This window comes from Embleya sp. NPDC050493, from assembly GCF_044458105.1.
In the GTDB taxonomy this organism is placed as follows: domain Bacteria; phylum Actinomycetota; class Actinomycetes; order Streptomycetales; family Streptomycetaceae; genus Embleya.
Genome location: NZ_JBITHP010000002.1, coordinates 420792 through 438851 on the forward strand (window position 1 = coordinate 420792; position 18060 = coordinate 438851).

Below are 18060 nucleotides of genomic sequence, written 5' to 3' on the forward strand. Positions count from 1 at the left end.
TGTGTCCGGGATGGACAAATGCCGATCGGGCAGAACAACTCGTGAACTCGTCGCGGACTCGCGCCGGAATGATCATCACGACGGTGGGCGCGGCGCCTGGTGTCCCGCCCGGCGACGTTTGCCCCGTCGTGGTGTTCGGTGCGGTGCATCGGCGTGCTGCCGGAACGTTCTCGTACCGGAAGTACTCGGACGTTTCGGCGCGGCGGCGAGGTGCCGTGCCGGGCGCCGCGACGGGGTGAACGTCGCCGGGTGCGGCACTAGATTGAGTTCCGGTCAGGGTGTGGTTCCGGGAGGGCGAGACGTGGACGTGGAACGGCCGGATTCCCCGGCGTCGCCGGCTGTCGAGGCCGAGGTCTTCGGGGCCGACCCGACGGGCTCTGGTGCCCCCGCGATCCGCCGCGCGCGGGCCGCCCGAGCACGGGTGCCGGCCCCGACCGCGGCCGAGCGCGACGTCGATCCCGACGGCTTCGACCTGCGCGGCTGGCTGCGCGGCCCGCGACACCGGGAGGCCCCCGGCGTGTACGGCTACGGCCGGGACGAGCGGGAGATCAGGTTGCGGGCGGCCGAGCGCGACGCACGCACCCGGCCGGAGGCGGCGTTGGTCCGGCGTGCGGTGTTGTGGCTGGTGATCGCGGTGCTCAGCCTGAACTGGGTGATCGTCGCCTACGTCTGGCTGGTCCGGAAGATCATCCCGACCTTCATGTGGCCGCTGCTGTTCAACAACCTGCTCTACGTGGTGTTGTTCGTGCTGTTCGGCTACCTCGGCCGATGGCACGAGATCGCCTGGCCGTTCCTGCGCCCGTGGTGGCAACGGCTGGACCGCCGAGCCGAGCTGAACGGACGCCCGCGCCCCGAACAGTGGCGCCGCGCCGCGCTGTTCCTGGTCCTGGGCTTCGTCGCCTGGATCGCGCTGATGCGCCCGTTCGTCGCGCTGTTGCTGCTGATCTTCCCGCGCGGGCTGCTGCACGACGGGCAGTGGCTGGTCCGGCTCCTCTACAACGGCGGTTTCCTGTACGCGGCCGCGACGCTGGGCCGCTGGGAGGTGGTGCTCGGGCCGTACCTGCGCACTCCCGGCGAGCAGGCCGCGCCCGAAACCGAGGAGGCGCAGGTCGCCGACGCGGAGTTGTGGCCGGAGTTGCGCGACGCGGGACAACACGAGGCCGCCGACGTGCTCGACCACGAGGTGTCCGCGGGCCGGGTGCGGGACGTGGACTACCTGCGGCTGCGCCGGGTGATCGAGGCCGGCGCGACGGACTCCGAATACCTCGCGGACGTGGCCGAGGAGGTCGTCGACCACGGCGCCGCCGCCTGTCGGCACGGCTCCGGGCAGCGCGACCTGCGGCCCCGACGGGCCGAACACGACCTGTTCGCCGGCCAGGTGCGGGTCGGCGTGGGCACCGACCACCCGAAGAACCCGCCGCTGTACCGGGACACCCCCTTCGCCCTCGATCCGGACGTGCTCGGCGCCTCGATGCTCGTGGTCGGTGCGGCCCGGGCCGGCGAGCCGGCCCGGCTGCTGGAGCCGGTGGTCGAGACGATGAGCCTGCGCGCGCTGACCGGCTCCGCGTCGTTGGTGGTGATCGACGCCAAGGGCGACGAATTCGACCGCCCGGGCGGCTACGACCTCGAAGTCATCGTCGGCGACCCGGACTCGCCCTCGGGCCTGGACCTGTACGGCGGCGCGGCCTCGCCCGAGGACGCCGCCGACCGGCTCGCCGCCGCCGCGCTGCCGCCGAACATGATCGGGCTCGGCGACGCCGCGGGCAACGCGCTGCGCCAGGTGCTCGGCGCGTACGTGGCCGGGCACGGCCGCTATCCCGAGGTGGGCACGCTGCTCGACCTGTTGGACGGCACCGAGGCCGCGCTCGCCGCACTGGAGCGCGCGCTGCGGGCCGCCGGCCGGTACGCCGAGCACGAGCGGGCGCTGCGCGCGATGGCGCGCGGCGACGACGACGCGCGGATGCTGGTGCAGCGCCTGGCGGTGCTGGAGCGACCCGGCGTCGCGGAGTTGTTCCACCCCGATCGGCAGCGCTTCGCGGCGGGCGACATCGACCGGCCGCTGCGGGTGCGGATCGCGCTGAACGAGGCCGCGCACCCCGAGGCGGCCCGGCTGATCGGCCGGCTCGTGTTGTCCCAGTTCGTCCAGGCGATGGCCACGCCCCGGCGCGAGCGCGGGCCGCGCAAGGTGTTCGCGTGCCTGGTCGCCGACGACGCGGGGCGGCTGGTGGACGAGTACGCGGCCAAGGGCCTGCAATGGGCCCGCAACCGCCGGGCCGGCCTGGTCCTGTCGGTGCGCTCGCTCGACGACCTCGCCCCCGCGTTGCGGCACACCGTGTTCGCCGCGGCCGGCTGCAAGGCGGTGGTACCGGGCGCGTCGCGCACCGATGCCGAGTTGTTCGCCGAGTACTGGGGGATGACCAAGGAGCAGGAAAAGTCGATCACCATGGGCACGCCCGAGGGCGGGCTGGTCAAGCGGATCCGCTACTCGGTGCTGGGCGCGCTGTTCGGCGAGAAGGCGAGTGGGCGGTCCGAGCGGGTGACCACCCGCACCGTCGAGCGCTATCGCTGGTCCCCGAACGAGATCACCGGCGACCTGCCGACCCGGCACGCCGTCGTCAGCCTGACCACCCGAAAGGGCGAGCGAACCCCTCCCGTGCTGATCGATCTCGGCCGCTGAGTCAGACTGGAAGCCTCTCCCACTCCGGTTTGGACAAAACGACATGCCGCCCACCCTCGCCTCCCTGGTCCGTGCCCCCGCCCTCGACCTGCGGGTGCTCGCGGGCAAGGGCGGGCTGGAGCGCGAGGTGCGGTGGGTGCACACCAGCGAACTCGCCGATCCCACGCCCTATCTGGAGGGTGGCGAACTGCTGCTCACCACCGGGATGAAGCTCGGCCGCACCAACGCCGAGCGGCGTGCCTACGTCGAGCGGCTCGCGGCGGCCGAGGTGGCCGGGCTCGGGATCGGGGTGGGCCTGACCCTGGACCGGGTGCCCGCGGTGATCGTCGAGGTCGCCGAGGCGTACGGCTTCCCGGTGTTCGAGGTGCCGCGTCCGACGCCGTTCATCGCGATCAGCAAGGTGGTCTCGTCGGCGCTGGCGGCCGAGCAGTACGAGACCGTCACCACCGGCTTCGCGGTCCAGCAGGAGCTGACCCGGGCCGCCGCCGGGCGCGAGGGTCCCGCGACGCTGATCCGCCGGCTCGCGGCCCGGTTGGACGGCTGGGCCGCGCTGTACGACGCGGACGGCACACTGCGCCAGGTCGCGCCCGCCGCGGCCCGGGCCCGTACCGACGGCCTGCGCGCCGACATCGAGAAGTTGCGTGGGATGCCCGCGCCGTCCTCCGCGTCGTTGCCGGGGATCGGGGGCGACGGGCGCGTGGTGGTGCAGTCGCTGGGTGCGGAGCGGCGGATCAGCGGCTTCCTGGCGGTGGGCACCGACCGGCCGCCGCGCACCGCCGACCGGCAGACCCTGGGCACCGCGGCCTCGCTGCTGACGCTGGCCCTGGAACAGTCCCGGGCCAGTGCCGACGCGGGCGCCCGGATGCGCACCGCGCTGCTGCGGCTGCTGCTCACCGGCGAGCGGGCGACGCCGACCGACCTGGCCCGCGACATCGCGGCCGACCTGCCGCCGGGACCGTGGCGGGTGCTGGTGGCCACCGGGCCCGAGCAGGTCGTGGCGGCGTTCGCGGAACGGCTGTGCACGCGGGCGGTCCGGGCCGGCACACCCGCGCTCACCGGCGAGTTGGGCGGGGCGACGGTGCTGGTGCTGCCGGAGTCGGTCGAGCCGGTGGAGCCGACGGACCTGCCCGGGCTGATCGCGGGCGTGTCCGGTCCGGTGGAGCCGGACGCCGCCGCGGACGGCTATCGGCAGGCCCTGGGCGCGCACGCGGTGGGACTGCGCTCGGAGAAGGCGCTGACCGTGCACGGCCGCGATGCCGGCGGGTTGTTGCCACTGCTGGACGGGGACGCCGTGCATGCGTGGGCCGAGCAACTGCTCGCCCCGTTGCGTGCGCACGACGCGGGCGGCCGGGGCGATCTGATCGGCTCGCTGCGCGCGTGGCTGGCCCGGCACGGGCAGTGGGACGCGGCGGCCGGCGACCTGGGCGTGCACCGGCACACACTGCGGTATCGCATCCGCCGGGCCGAGGAGATCCTCGGCCGTACTCTGGACGATCCGGACACCCGCGCCGAACTGTGGTTCGCGCTGCGCGACCCGAGCCGGGACCGTGAGGACAAGTCGTAGTACCGGCGAAATGCGATTCGCCGAGATGGACAAAACCGCGTGCGCCCGATCGGCCTACCGTTGGGTCACCGGGATCATCGGCGCCCGTTGACGGAGAAGGAGCAGCAGTGACCACCACCCACGCGTTCTGGTCGGCGGGCCGACAGGCCGTCGGCGAGACGACCTTCGACGTCACGAACTCGTACGACGGCCGGCTCGTCGGCCGGGTCTCCGAGCCCACCGACGCGCAGATCGAGGAGGCCGTCGCCGCGGCGCACGCCGTCGCGCACGAGTTCGCCGCGCTGCCCGCCTTCCGGCGCGCCGCGGCCCTGGACCACGTGGCCAAGCGGCTCGGCGAGCGCACCGAGGAGATCGCTCGACTGATCACCGCCGAGAACGGCAAGCCGATCAAGTGGGCGCGCGGCGAGGTCGGCCGCGCGGTGTCGGTGTTCCGCTGGGCGGCCGAGGAGGCCCGCCGGTTCAACGGCGAGGGCATGCGCCTGGACACCGATGCGGGTGGCACCGGTCGTTACGCGCTGGTCCGCCGGATCCCCAAGGGCGTGGTGCTGGGCATCGCGCCGTTCAACTTCCCGCTCAACCTGGTCGCGCACAAGGTCGCCCCGGCGATCGCGGTCGGCGCACCGATCATCCTCAAGCCCGCGCCGGCCACCCCGCTGTCCGCGCTCGTGCTCGGCGAGATCCTGGCCGAGACCGACCTGCCCGCCGGTTCGTGGAGCGTGCTGCCGGTGCCCAACGACCGGATGCCGGCGCTGGTGAAGGACGAGCGGTTGCCGGTCATCTCGTTCACCGGCTCGGGCCCGGTGGGCTGGAGCATCATGGACTCGGTGCCGCGCAAGCACGTCACGCTGGAGCTGGGCGGCAACGCCGCCGCCGTCGTGCTCGCCGACTGGTCCTCCGAGGCCGACCTGGAGTGGGCCGCGCAGCGGATCGCGACCTTCTCCAACTACCAGGGCGGCCAGTCCTGCATCTCGGTGCAGCGGGTGATCGCCGACGCGAGCGTCTACGACCGCCTCGTGGAGAAGATCGTGGCGAAGGTGGCCGCCCAGGTCACCGGCGACCCCGAGGACGACACGGTCGACGTCGGCCCGCTGGTCAGCGTCGCCGCCGCCGAGCGGGTCCAGGCATGGGTGGACGAGGCCGTGCAGGCCGGCGCCAAGGTGCTCACCGGCGGTACCCGCGACGGCGCCTCCTACGCGCCGACGGTGCTCAGCGAGGTCCCGGCCGGCGTCACCATCGCCTGCGAGGAGGTCTTCGGCCCGGTGCTCACGCTGACCCGGGTGGACGGCACGGACGCCGCGTTCGCCGCGGTCAACGACTCCGAATTCGGCCTCCAGGCCGGAGTGTTCACCCACGACATCCAGACCGCCTTCCGGGCCCAGCGCGAACTGGAGGTGGGCGGCGTGATCATCGGTGACGCCCCCTCCTACCGCGCCGACCAGATGCCCTACGGCGGCGCGAAGAACTCCGGCGTCGGCCGCGAGGGCGTCACGTACGCGATGACCGACTTCACGTACGAGCGCGTCATGGTGCTCACGGGCCTGGCCCTGTAGGCACCCCTTCGACGAAGGGCCCGGCCACCTGGGGTGGTGCCGCCGGGCCCTTTCGCACGTTCCGGGGCCGATGCCGGGTTCGGCCACGAGGGGCTCCCCGCAGATCTGTGAACTCGCACGTCGGAGGGCGGGCGGGCCCGACATGGTGGTGGGATGAGCACCCTGGAACCGGGCACGAGTACGTCGCTGCCGGACGCGATCACCGACCTCATGTTGTCCTGGCCGGCCGCGGAGGCGATGCCGCGCGTGGATCTGTACGCGTTATTGCTCGGCGCGGACGGACGGGTCTGCGCACCGCGGGACGCGGTCGTCAGCCGCGCAGAGCCGACCGCCGCGTCGGGCGCGGTGTGGTTCCTGGGCGCCGACGCGAGCACCGCGACCATCCGGATCACCCCGTCCGCACTGCCCGCGCGGGTGGCCCGGATCGTCGTGGTGGCCTCGATCGGCGACCTGCCGCTCGCGAGGTTCCCGGGGCTCACGGTGTACGCGTACAGCGCGAGCAAGCCGTTCGCGACCTGGCCCGTCTCGGGCCACACCGAGACCGCACTCGTACTGGCGGAGGTGGGTCGGGGCCCGGACGGATGGCGGCTGACGGCCGTGGGGCAAGGGCTTGCGGGCGGCCTGCCGGATGTGCCGATCCGACACGAGGTGATCCACGCCTTCGCTCCCGTCGCGATCGCCGGGCCGGTGCCCGGGTCGCTCTCGCGACCCACGGATCGCGCCTTGGACGCGCGAATCGCGCTGCGCAAGCAGCAGGTCGCCGACTACCTGCGGGCACGCGGACTCGCCGGTATTCGTGGTCGGGTGGTCATGGTGTTGGATGTGTCCGGCTCGATGACATCCCTGTACGGCAGCGGCGTGGTCGCCCGGATGGTGGAACGGCTGGCGTCGGTGGCGGCGATACTGGACCCCGGTGAGGTCATGGAGGTCTGGGCCTTCGCGGAGCGAAGGTTGCTTCTCCCGCCGTTGTACGTCCCGCGTATTGCCGAGTGGTTGCCCCACGTCGACACGAGTGCCGTGACCGCGCGGTTGAACCTGGGCACGGCTACCGACGCGGTCGCCGCCGTCCGCACGATTCTCGATCGGCACGTGCCCCCACCGGGAGGCGGACCGACGCTGGTGGTGTTCCTGTCGGACGGAGCCATCGACGTCCAGGGGGTCAAGGCGCTGGTCAAGGACGCGGAGAGCCGCCCCGCGTTCTGGCAGTTCGTGGAGGTGGGTCCACACCTGTGTTGGGGCGAGCCCGATCCCGAGCACCAGGAGCGAGTGATCGCCGAATCCAACTTCCTGATTCGGCCCATTCTGCGACGCGAACTCAGGCGCTCACGGCAGGGCGTGCCCAACGTCGGACACTTCGGCGAGGAGGACATCGACGCGCTGACCGACGAGCAACTCCACGACCGCCTGCTCGGCGAATTCTCCACCTGGCTGACCGCGGCCCGCGCGCGAGGCATCGCGGGTCGCTGATCCGCCAAGTGGCCGCAGCTCTGGACAAATGGATGTCACTCGGCATTCAGTGGACGTGCACGGGCAGGTAACACCGGTCGGTAACAACGTCGGTTCCGCTGCGAGTCCGCGAGGAGTCCGCCATGCCCCCTGTCAGCGAACGCGAAGCCCGCAAGGTTGCCGAGGAAGCCCGGCAACAGGACTGGGACAAGCCCAGTTTCGCCAAGGAGCTCTTCCTCGGGCGTTTTCGACTCGACCTCGTCCACCCGCATCCCGAGGCCGATCCGGAGGAGATCCGTCGGGGGGAGGAATTCCTCGCGGTGCTGCGCGAGTTCCTCTCCACCCGGGTGGACCCCACGGTGATCGAGCGCGACGCGCGGATCCCGGACGAGGTGATCAAGGGCCTGGCCGAGATCGGCGCGCTGGGCATGAAGATCGACCCGGAGTACGGCGGCCTGGGCCTGAGCCAGCTCTACTACAACAAGGCGCTGGTCCTGGTCGGCTCGGTCAACGCCGCGCTCGGCGCGCTGTTGTCCGCGCACCAGTCGATCGGGGTGCCGCAGCCGGTCAAGATGTTCGGCACCGACGCGCAGAAGCGCGAGTTCCTGCCGCGCTGCGTGCGTGAGGTCAGCGCGTTCCTGCTCACCGAACCCGACGTCGGCTCGGACCCGGCCCGACTGGCCACCTCCGCGGTGCCCACCGAGGACGGCGAGGCGTACGTCCTGGACGGCGTGAAGTTGTGGACCACCAACGGTGTGGTCGCCGGACTGCTCGTGGTGATGGCCCGGGTGCCCAAGGCGGAGGGCCGGCGCGGCGGCATCACCGCGTTCGTGGTGGACGCGGACAGCCCCGGCATCACCGTGGAGAACCGCAACTCCTTCATGGGCCTGCGCGGTATCGAGAACGGGGTGACCCGCTTCCACAACGTCCGGGTGCCCGCCGCGAACCGGATCGGCGCCGAGGGCGCGGGCCTGAAGATCGCGCTGACCACCCTCAACACCGGCCGACTCTCGCTGCCCGCGATGTGCGCCGGTGCCGCCAAGTGGTCGCTCAAGGTGGCCCGCGAGTGGGCGGGCGAGCGCGAGCAGTGGGGCCGGCCGATCGCCGGCCACGAGGCGGTCGCGGGCAAGATCGCCTACATCGCGGCGAGTGCCTTCGCGCTGGAGGCGGTGCTGGAGCTGACCGCCCGGATGGCCGACGAGGGCCGCCGCGACATCCGGATCGAGGCGGCACTGGCGAAGCTGTACGCGTCCGAGGTGGGCTGGACGGTCAGCGACGAACTCGTGCAGATCCGAGGTGGTCGCGGCTACGAGACGGCCGCCTCGTTGCGCGCCCGCGGCGAACGCGGCGTCCCCGCCGAGCAGATGTTGCGGGACATGCGGATCAACCGGATCTTCGAGGGCTCGACCGAGATCATGCACCTGCTGATCGCGCGCGAGGCGGTGGATGCGCACCTGGCCGTGGCCGGCGACATCATCGACCCCGAGGCGGACCTGAAGGCCAAGGGCAAGGCCGCCGCCGACGCGGGCGTCTTCTACGCCAAGTGGCTGCCCAAGCTGGTCACCGGCAAGGGCCAGGTGCCCACCTCCTACCGCGAGTTCGCCCCGGTCGGCGCGCCGAGCCTGGCCGCGCACCTGCGCTTCGTCGAGCGTTCCTCGCGTCGGCTGGCCCGTTCCACCTTCTATGGCATGGCCCGCTGGCAGGGCGCGATGGAGCGCAAGCAGGGCTTCCTCGGCCGGATCGTGGACATCGGCGCCGAACTGTTCGCGATGAGCGCGGTGTGCGTGCGGGCCGACATGTTGCGCCGGCGCGACCTCGAACAGGGCCGGGCGGCATACGAACTCGCCGACCTGTTCTGCCGGCAGGCGCAGATCCGGGTGGACGAGTTGTTCGGCCGGTTGTGGACCAACACCGACGCGTTGGACGTCAAGGCGGTCGAGGGCGTGCTCGCGGGCCGGCATCTGTGGCTGGAGGAGGGTGTGCTCGACCCGTCCACCGAGGGCCCCTGGATCGCCGACGCGACGCCCGGCCCCACCAGGGTCGACAACGTGCACCGACCCGTCGGCTGATCCGCATGCGGCCGGCGGGAGCCTCCCACCGGCCGCATGCGCCGACCCGCACCGTTCGCGGCCGGCTCGCGTGGGCAATCGGCCGACCTGCGCTCGGCGCCGGGCCGGCGCGGGCCACAATGGTCGGATGGACTCCCTGGCCGATCCGTACGCGCCCTTCGCCGCCCCCGACCAGTCGACCACCCGGCGGGACATCGTCCTGCTCGGCTCCACCGGGTCGATCGGGACCCAGACCGTCGACGTGGTTCGCGCCCACCCCGAGCTGTTCCGGATCGTCGGCCTGTCCGCCGGCGGCGGCCGGGTGGACGAGCTGGCCCGACAGGCGCTCGAACTGGAGGTCGAGGTGGTCGCGGTGGCCAAGGCGTCCGCCGCCCAGGACCTGCAGCTGGCCTTCTACGCCGAGGCGCAGCGCCGCGGCTACGCCAAGGGGCAGTACAAGCTGCCGCGCATCCTGGCCGGCCCCACCGCCGCCACCGAGCTCGCCGCGCACCCGTGCGACGTGGTCCTGAACGGGATCACCGGTTCGATCGGCCTGGCCCCCACCCTCGCCGCGCTGACCGCGGGCCGCACTCTCGCGCTGGCCAACAAGGAGTCGCTGATCGTCGGCGGCCCGCTGGTCAAGGCGATCGCCAAGCCCGGCCAGATCGTCCCGGTCGACTCGGAGCACTCGGCGCTGATCCAGGCCCTGCGCGGTGGCCGTGCCGACCAGGTCAAGCGGCTCGTGGTGACCGCCAGCGGCGGTCCGTTCCGCGGTCGCAGCCGCGCCGACCTGGTCGACGTCACGCCCGAGCAGGCCGCGGCCCACCCCACCTGGGACATGGGCCCGGTGATCACGATCAACTCGGCGACCCTGGTCAACAAGGGGCTCGAAGTGATCGAGGCGCACCTGCTCTACGACATCCCGTTCGACCGGATCGACGTCGTCGTGCACCCGCAGTCGATCGTGCACTCGATGGTCGAGTTCGTGGACGGCTCGACCCTGGCGCAGGCGTCGCCGCCGGACATGCGGCTGCCGATCGCGCTCGGCCTGTCCTGGCCGGACCGGGTGCCGGACGTCGCGGCGGGCTGCGACTGGACCAAGGCGGCCACGTGGGAGTTCTTCCCGCTCGACCACGAGGCGTTCCCGGCGGTCGAGCTGGCGTGCGCCGCGGGGCGCGCCGGTGGCACCGCGCCGGCCGTGTTCAACGCGGCCAACGAGGAGTGCGTGGACGCGTTCATCGCGGGACACCTGAAGTTCAACGGCATCACCGACACGGTCGCCGCCGTCGTGAGCGAGCATGATGTACGTGGGGACGGCAACCGGCTGACGCTGGAGGACGTCCTCGACGCGGAGGACTGGGCGCGCCGACGGGCACGCGAGATCATCGCCCACGGAGGAGAACCCCGTTGACCCTGTTCATGACGATCCTCGGCATCGTCGTCTTTGTCGTGGGCCTGCTGTTCTCCATCGCCTGGCACGAGGCGGGCCACCTGATCACCGGCAAGATGTTCGGTGTGCGGGTGCCGCAGTACATGGTCGGCTTCGGCAGGACGTTGTGGTCGAAGAAGATCGGTGAGACCGAGTACGGGCTCAAGGCGATCCCGGCGGGCGGCTACTGCCGGCTGATCGGCATGTTCCCGCCCGACGCGTCGGGCAAGGTGCAGGCCCGCAGCACCTCACCGTGGCGCAGCATGATCGAGGAGGCCCGTGAGGCGTCCTACGAGGAGGTCGGTCCCGGCGACGAGGACCGGATGTTCTATCAGCGCAAGCCGTGGCAGCGCACGATCATCATGCTGGCCGGGCCGTTCATGAACCTGATCCTGGCCATCGGGCTGCTCGCGGTGTACCTGATGGGCTTCGGGATCCTCGAGACCACCTCGACGGTGAGCACCGTCTCGGAGTGCGTGGTCAGCGCCGACGCGAAGACCGACAAGTGCCCCGAGGGCGCCAAGGCGGCTCCCGGCAAGGCGGCCGGTCTGCTGCCGGGCGACCGCATCGTGTCGTTCAACGGTCAAAAGATTGGCGACTACGACAAGCTCCAGGGCCTGATCCGCAAGTCGTCCGGCGAGGTCACCCTCGTGGTCGACCGCAAGGGCGAACTCATCACCCTCAAGCCCGTGCTCGAACAGAACAAGATGATCAAGCTCGACGGTGACGGACGCCCGGTGGCCGACCAGTACGTCACCACCGGCTTCCTGGGCATCAGTCCGGCGCGAGGGATCCAGCGCCAGAGCGCCGCCGAGTCCGTCGAGTACACGGGCGATCTGGTCAAGAGCGCGTTCCACAGCCTGCTGCGCATCCCGCAGAAGGTGCCCGCGTTGTGGGGCGCGGCCTTCCAGGGCGACGAACGCGACCAGGACTCCCCGGTCGGCGTGGTCGGCGCGGCCCGGGTCGGCGGCGAGGTGGCCGCGTTGGACGTGCCCGCGTCCCAGCGCGTCGGCCTGATGATCTTCATCATCGCGGGCTTCAACGTGTCGCTGTTCCTGTTCAACATGCTGCCGCTGCTCCCGCTCGACGGCGGTCATGTGGTCGGCGCGTGGTGGGAGTCGATCCGTCGCAGGATCGCGAGCCTGCGCAAGCGGCCGGACCCGGGCCCGTTCGACGTGGCCAGGCTGATGCCGGTCGCCTACGTCGTGGCCTCGATCTTCATCGCCTTCACCGTGCTGGTGTTGATCGCCGACCTGATCAACCCGGTGAAGGTGACGTAGCGCTCGGGAGAGCACCCGACAGGACGCCCCGCCGGCCCGCTTGTGTCGATCAGGCAACAGCTGGGTCGGCACGGGGGTACGGGCGCGTCCGCACCGGTGTGCGGTGGCGTAGCGTTGAGTCGACCCACCCCGCCGAACCCACGGGACTAAAGCGAAGATGACCGCGATCCAGCTCGGAATGCCGTCCGTACCTGCCCGGCCCCTCACGCCGCGCCGCAAGTCACGGCAGATCATGGTCGGCAACGTGGCCGTCGGCGGAGACGCCCCGGTGTCGGTGCAGTCCATGACGACCACCCTGACCTCCGACGTCAATGCCACGCTTCAGCAGATCGCCGAGCTGACCGCCTCCGGCTGCCAGATCGTCCGGGTCGCGGTGCCCTCGCAGGACGACGCCGACGCGCTGCCCGCGATCGCCCGCAAGTCGCAGATCCCGGTGATCGCGGACATCCACTTCCAGCCGAAGTACGTGTTCGCCGCGATCGACGCCGGCTGCGCCGCGGTGCGGGTGAACCCGGGCAACATCAAGCAGTTCGACGACAAGATCGCCGAGATCGCCAAGGCCGCGTCCGCCGCCGGCACCCCGATCCGGATCGGCGTCAACGCCGGGTCGCTGGACAAGCGGCTGCTGGCCAAGCACGGCAAGGCCACCCCGGAGGCGCTGGTCGAATCCGCGCTGTGGGAGTGCTCGCTGTTCGAGGAGCACGACTTCCGGGACATCAAGATCTCGGTCAAGCACAACGACCCGGTCGTGATGATCGAGGCCTACCGGCTGCTCGCCGAGCGCTGCGACTACCCGCTGCACCTGGGCGTCACCGAGGCCGGCCCCGCGTTCCAGGGCACGATCAAGTCCTCGGTCGCGTTCGGCGCGCTGCTCGCGCAGGGCATCGGCGACACCATCCGGGTCTCCCTCTCCGCTCCGCCGGTCGAGGAGATCAAGGTCGGCAACCAGATCCTGGAGTCCCTGGGGCTGCGGCAGCGCGGCCTGGAGATCGTCTCCTGCCCGTCCTGTGGCCGCGCCCAGGTCGACGTGTACAAGCTCGCCGAGGAGGTCACCGCGGGCCTGGACGGGCTCAAGGTGCCGCTGCGGGTGGCCGTGATGGGCTGCGTCGTCAACGGCCCCGGCGAGGCCCGCGAGGCGGACCTGGGCGTGGCGTCCGGTAACGGCAAGGGCCAGATCTTCGTCAAGGGCGAGGTGATCAAGACCGTGCCCGAGTCGAAGATCGTGGAGACCCTGATCGACGAAGCGCTCAAGCTCGCCGAGCAGATGCAGGCGGACGGCGTGATCAGCGGCGAACCGATCGTCGACATCGCCTGAGTCGAGCCCCCGACCGACCTGCTCTCCGGCCCACTCGGTCCGGGCACGCAAACTCGGCCGATCCACCCCGCGTGGTCCCCGCCGACGCGCCCGGCCCGCCGCCCGACCGGATCAATCCACTCGCCCACCCGGGTGACATATCGTTGATGCGCCCCTACCTTCGGTAATCGCCCCCGATCATCGAGACACATGATCGGGGCGCCGCCCCCGGGGGAGGGGCGTCGTGCGTGGGACGCATCATCGCGACCGGACTGGCCGTCGCCGGCATGATCATGGGCACCGCGGCGGTGCCCGCAAGCGGGCCCGCCCCCGGCGATCGGCCGGCCGCCCGGTCGGCGCCCGGCATCGCCTGGGGCGGCTGCCCGGCCGACGTCGCCGCACCCGGACTGCGCTGCGGAACGCTGGCCGTGCCGGTCGACCACGCGCGCGCCGACGGGCCCACCACCACGCTGGGCGTCTCGCTCGCACGGGCCACGGGCGGCCGGCCCCGGCGCGGCACGATCGTGGTCAACCCCGGCGGCCCGGGCGGCGGCGGCATGTGGCTGGCCGACCTGGTGCGGCACGCGCTGCCGGAACGGGTGCGACAGAGCTACGACATCGTCGGCGTCGACCCGCGCGGCAACCACCACAGCGACCCGATCTCCTGCGTCGACCCGAGCTTCGACCGGGCCCCGAAGCCGGACCCGGTGCCCGCCACACCGCAGGACGAGCAGCGGCTGATCGAGCGCGCCCGCAGCTACGCCCGTGGCTGCGCCGAGCGGGCCGGCGACCTGCTGCCGCACCTGGGCACCCTGGAGAACGCGCGCGACCTCGACCTGCTCCGCGCCGCGCTCGGCGAACCCCGGATCTCCTTCATCGGCTGGTCCTACGGCACCTACCTCGGCGCGGTCTACGGACACCTGTTCCCCGAGCGGGTCGACCGGATGATCCTGGACAGCGTCGTCGACCCCCGCCCGGACCAGGTCTGGTACGGATCCAACCTGCGTCAGGACGTCGCCTTCCAGGACCGCTGGCGCGACCTCGTCGCGGCCGAGGGCGCCGACCTGGACGACGTGCTCGCCCGCACCCTCGCCGTCGTCCGGGCCGAGCCCGCGGGCGGCACCGTGGGCCCCGCCGAATTGCGCGACATCGCCACTCGGGTCCTGTACAACTCACAGGCCTGGCCGGAGTTCGCCAAGGCGCTGCGCGCCCACGACCGGGGCGACCCGGCGCCGCTGGCCGCGCTGTACGCCCCGCCCACCGCGCAGGACGCCAACGGCACCGCGATCTACACCGCGGTCGAGTGCCACGACGGCCCGTGGCCGCGCGACTGGTCGGTGTGGGACCGCGACGCCCGCGCCGTGGACCTGACCGCGCCCCTGGTGACCTGGTCCAACACGTGGCTGAACGCACCCTGCGCGTTCTGGCCGGTGCCCGCCCGCACGCCGCCGAGGATCGACGGGCACGACCTGCCGCCGGTGCTGCTCGTCCAGGGCACCCGCGATCCGGCCACCCCACTCGCCGGGGCGAGCGCGCTGCACCGGGCGCTGCCCTCCTCGCACCTGATCACCGTGCTCGACGAGGGCGACCACGGGATCCTCGCGTTCCAGCCCGATCCGTGCGTCCTGCGGGCCGCCTCGGCCTATCTGACCGACGGCACGCTCCCGCCGGGCCGCGACACCACCTGTGAGGCATCGTGACCCGCCCCGTCCGCGTCCTGCTGGCGGGCGCGTTGACCGCCGCCGTGCTCACCGCCGCCGGTCCGGCCCGGGCGGACACCGAGCCGATCGTGTGGGGCGACTGCCCGCCGGGCACCGCGACGGGGGAGCGCTGCGGCACCATCGGCGCGCCGCTGGACCACGCACGCCCGGCCGGCCCGCGGATCCGGGTCGGCGTCTCGAAGGTCGCGGCCACCGGGACGAAGGCGGAGTACCGAGGCATCCTGGCGGTCAACTTCGGCGGTCCGGGCGCCGCCGCCGTCGGCTCGATGGCGGCGCTCGCCGGCGGCCTGCCCGAGCGGCTGCGCCGGGCCTACGACCTGATCGGCTTCGACCTGCGCGGGCGCGGCACCAGCACGCGCGTGGAGTGCACCGACCCGGAGACCTTCGGACGCGCGCCCAGGCCAGACCCGGCGATGCCCGGCAGCCGGGCGGCGCACCTGGCCGCCACCCGCGCGTTCGCCGACGGTTGCCGCAGGTCCGCCGGCGAGCTGCTGCCGCACCTGACCACCCGGGACATCGCCCGCGACCTCGACCTGGTCCGGGCCGCGTTCGGCGCCGAACGGCTCTCGATCCTGGGCTACTCCTACGGCAGCTACCTGGGCGCGGTCTACGGGCAGCTCTTCCCGAACCGGGTGTACCGGATGCTGCTCGACAGCCTGGTCGACCCCACCGAGGTCTGGTACGGAACCGGTTTCCTGCAGGCCCGAGGGTTCGACGCGCGCCGGCACGACTGGGCCGAGTGGACCGCCACCCGAGCGGACCGCTTCCACCTGGGCGACACCGGCACGACCGTGCTGGCGACCTGGGACCGGCTGCGCGGCGAACTCGCCGCACACCCGGCGGGCGGCGTGTTCGGCGGCGTCGAACTCGACCAGTACACGCTCGGCAAGCTGTACACCGACCGGGATTGGGCGAGCATGTCCGGTGCGCTCGCGGACTACGCGTCGGGCGATCCGGCCGCGCTGATCGCCGGGCGCAAACCGGCGACCCCGGACGAGGTCAACTTCGAGTCGGTCATGCAGACGGTCACCTGCGCGGACGCGCCCGCGCCGGCCGACGAGTCGGTGTTCGAACGCGACATGGCCGTGCTCCGGGCCCGGCACGGCGCGCTGGGCGCCGCCATCGCCTCCCCCGGCGCGTGCCTGTACCTCCAGAGCAACACCGCGCCGCCGACCCGGATCGACGGCGCCGGCCTGCCCGGTGTGCTGCTCGTGCAATCCGTCGGCGACCCGGCGACGCCCTACGACGGGGCCCTGCGCATGCACGCGGCGCTGCCCTCGTCGCGGCTGCTCACCGTGCGCGGCAACGGCAACCACGGGCACTACCTCGTCGACGGTCCGTGCGTCGACGACCGAGGCACCGCCTACCTGGTCGACGGCACCCTGCCCGCGACCGACGTCGAGTGCACCGAACCGGCTCCGACCGACCCCGACCCGCGCCGATCGGCGGTCGTGCACCCGCACCGCTGACCCGCCCGCCGGGGGCCCGCCGGCCCCGGCCGCCGATCCCGCCGCCTCCCGGGCGGCACAGGCGGCCCGGACCTGCATAGGGTGGTGCCGCAAGACTGGCATTTCCCCAAGGTCCGCCCGATGGCATGGTGAGGCACGTGCTGAGCTCGGTTTCCACCAAGGTCCTGGACGGGACCGACCTGTCCGCCGTCCAGGCGCTGCTCGACCGTGACCCCGTCACGAACGTCTTCGTCGCGTCCCGGGTCCGACTCGCCGGCGTCGACCCGTGGCGGCTCGGCGGCGAACTGTGGGGCTACTACGAGGGCGGGCGGCTGACGTCGCTGTGTTACGCGGGCGCGAACCTGGTCCCGGTCGAGGCCGGACCGGACGCCATACGCTCGTTCGCCGAGCGGGCCCGCCGGCAGGGCCGGCGCTGCTCGTCGATCGTCGGCCCGGCCGAGGCGGCCGCCGGCCTGTGGCGCCTGCTCGAACCCGTGTGGGGGCCGGCCCGCGAGGTCCGGCCGGTGCAGCCGCTCATGGTCGCCGAGGAACCGTCCCGCGAGGTGGCCCCGGATCCGCTGGTGCGCCGGGTGCGTCCGGACGAGCTGGATCTGGTGATGCCCGCGTGCGTGGCGATGTTCACCGAGGAGGTCGGCGTCTCGCCGCTGATCGGCGACGGCGGTACCCTCTACCGCGCCCGGGTGGCCGAACTCATCGCGGGCGGGCGGGCGTTCGCCCGGATCGAGGACGGCAAGGTGGTGTTCAAGGCGGAGATCGGCGCGGTCACCCGGCACGCGTGCCAGATCCAGGGCGTGTGGGTGGCCCCCGAGCGGCGCGGCGAGGGCCTGTCCGAGATCGGCATGGCGGCCGTACTGCGCCACGCGCTCGGCGAGGTGGCCCCGATCGCCAGCCTGTACGTGAACAGCTACAACGGCCCCGCGCGCGCGGCCTACCGGCGGGTCGGCTTCGCCGAGACCGGGGCCTTCATGAGCGTGCTGTTCTGATCCGGTCCGTGGTGTCCGGACAGCGGCGACGATCCGACCCCAGGGAGTGCGTGTGCTGATGGAGTGGACGTGCCGGGTCGTCGATCTCGCCGAGTACGCGGACGAGGCGGTCGACGTCCAGGCCGGCGCGTTCGGTCTGGCCGACGACGAGATCGCGGTGCGGCAGCGGATAATGCGACGGCATGCGACCTTCGCCGGAGTGCGCTCCCTGGGCGCGTTCGACGCCGCCGGTCGGCTGGTGGGATTCGGGTACGGCTATCCCAACCTCACCGATCAGTGGTGGAGCCTGGTGATCGAACCGCACCTGGCCCGGGCCGGACACCGGGCCTGGCTGGACGAGTCGTTCGTGGTCGGCGAACTGCACGTGTTGCCGCGCTGGCAGGGGCACGGCATCGGACGCACCCTGATCACGCTGCTGTGCCGGGGCCAGGACCGCTCGCACATCCTGCTGTCCGCGATCGACGAACCGACGCCGGCCCGCCGGCTGTACCACGGCCTGGGCTTCGTGGACCTGGCCCGCCCGGTGCTGTTCCCGGGCAATGCCCGCCCCTACGCGGTGATGGGCGCGGTCCTGCCGTTCACGTGACCCGCCGACCCGG

The 18060-nt window shown here is 72.4% G+C and carries 12 protein-coding genes; all 12 read left to right on the forward strand.

Features of this window, described 5'->3' with window-relative positions; translation table 11 throughout:
- The first annotated feature begins 301 nt into the window (after positions 1-301).
- Positions 302-2677: a hypothetical protein gene (locus ACIBM5_RS05180; protein ID WP_396005465.1), complete on the forward strand. Its 2376-nt coding sequence runs from the start codon at positions 302-304 to the stop codon at positions 2675-2677.
- A gap of 43 nt (positions 2678-2720) precedes the next feature.
- The gene (locus ACIBM5_RS05185) at positions 2721-4241 is read left to right on the forward strand and encodes a PucR family transcriptional regulator (protein WP_396005466.1); all 1521 of its coding nucleotides are present in this window, start codon (positions 2721-2723) and stop codon (positions 4239-4241) included.
- Between the two features lie 107 nt (positions 4242-4348).
- Positions 4349-5791 carry an aldehyde dehydrogenase family protein gene (locus ACIBM5_RS05190; protein WP_391582794.1) on the forward strand — a complete coding sequence of 481 codons (1443 nt, stop codon included), beginning with the start codon at positions 4349-4351 and terminating at the stop codon, positions 5789-5791.
- A gap of 153 nt (positions 5792-5944) precedes the next feature.
- Positions 5945-7258, forward strand: coding sequence for a VWA domain-containing protein (locus ACIBM5_RS05195; protein WP_396005467.1), 1314 nt, complete (start codon positions 5945-5947; stop codon positions 7256-7258).
- 122 nt (positions 7259-7380) lie between these two features.
- Entirely contained in the window at positions 7381-9306 is a 1926-nt protein-coding gene (locus ACIBM5_RS05200; RefSeq protein ID WP_391582793.1) for an acyl-CoA dehydrogenase family protein, read from the forward strand.
- A 127-nt stretch (positions 9307-9433) separates the two neighbouring features.
- Positions 9434-10696: a 1-deoxy-D-xylulose-5-phosphate reductoisomerase gene (gene dxr / locus ACIBM5_RS05205; protein ID WP_391582792.1), complete on the forward strand. Its 1263-nt coding sequence runs from the start codon at positions 9434-9436 to the stop codon at positions 10694-10696.
- Positions 10693-11994 carry a M50 family metallopeptidase gene (locus ACIBM5_RS05210; RefSeq protein WP_396005468.1) on the forward strand — a complete coding sequence of 434 codons (1302 nt, stop codon included), beginning with the start codon at positions 10693-10695 and terminating at the stop codon, positions 11992-11994. The genes dxr and ACIBM5_RS05210 overlap by 4 nt, the downstream gene beginning before the upstream one ends.
- Before the next feature lie 157 nt (positions 11995-12151).
- Complete coding sequence (gene ispG / locus ACIBM5_RS05215; RefSeq protein WP_396005469.1) at positions 12152-13309, forward strand: flavodoxin-dependent (E)-4-hydroxy-3-methylbut-2-enyl-diphosphate synthase; 1158 nt, start codon at positions 12152-12154, stop codon at positions 13307-13309.
- A 227-nt stretch (positions 13310-13536) separates the two neighbouring features.
- Positions 13537-14988 carry an alpha/beta hydrolase gene (locus ACIBM5_RS05220; protein ID WP_396005470.1) on the forward strand — a complete coding sequence of 484 codons (1452 nt, stop codon included), beginning with the start codon at positions 13537-13539 and terminating at the stop codon, positions 14986-14988.
- Positions 14985-16478 (forward strand): alpha/beta hydrolase, encoded by a 1494-nt coding sequence (locus ACIBM5_RS05225; protein ID WP_396005471.1) that lies wholly within the window; start codon positions 14985-14987, stop codon positions 16476-16478. The genes ACIBM5_RS05220 and ACIBM5_RS05225 overlap by 4 nt, the downstream gene beginning before the upstream one ends.
- 125 nt (positions 16479-16603) lie before the next feature.
- Entirely contained in the window at positions 16604-17461 is an 858-nt protein-coding gene (locus ACIBM5_RS05230) for a GNAT family N-acetyltransferase (RefSeq protein WP_391582788.1), read from the forward strand.
- A 58-nt stretch (positions 17462-17519) separates the two neighbouring features.
- The gene (locus ACIBM5_RS05235) at positions 17520-18047 is read left to right on the forward strand and encodes a GNAT family N-acetyltransferase (RefSeq protein ID WP_396005473.1); all 528 of its coding nucleotides are present in this window, start codon (positions 17520-17522) and stop codon (positions 18045-18047) included.
- The last annotated feature ends 13 nt before the right edge of the window (positions 18048-18060 follow it).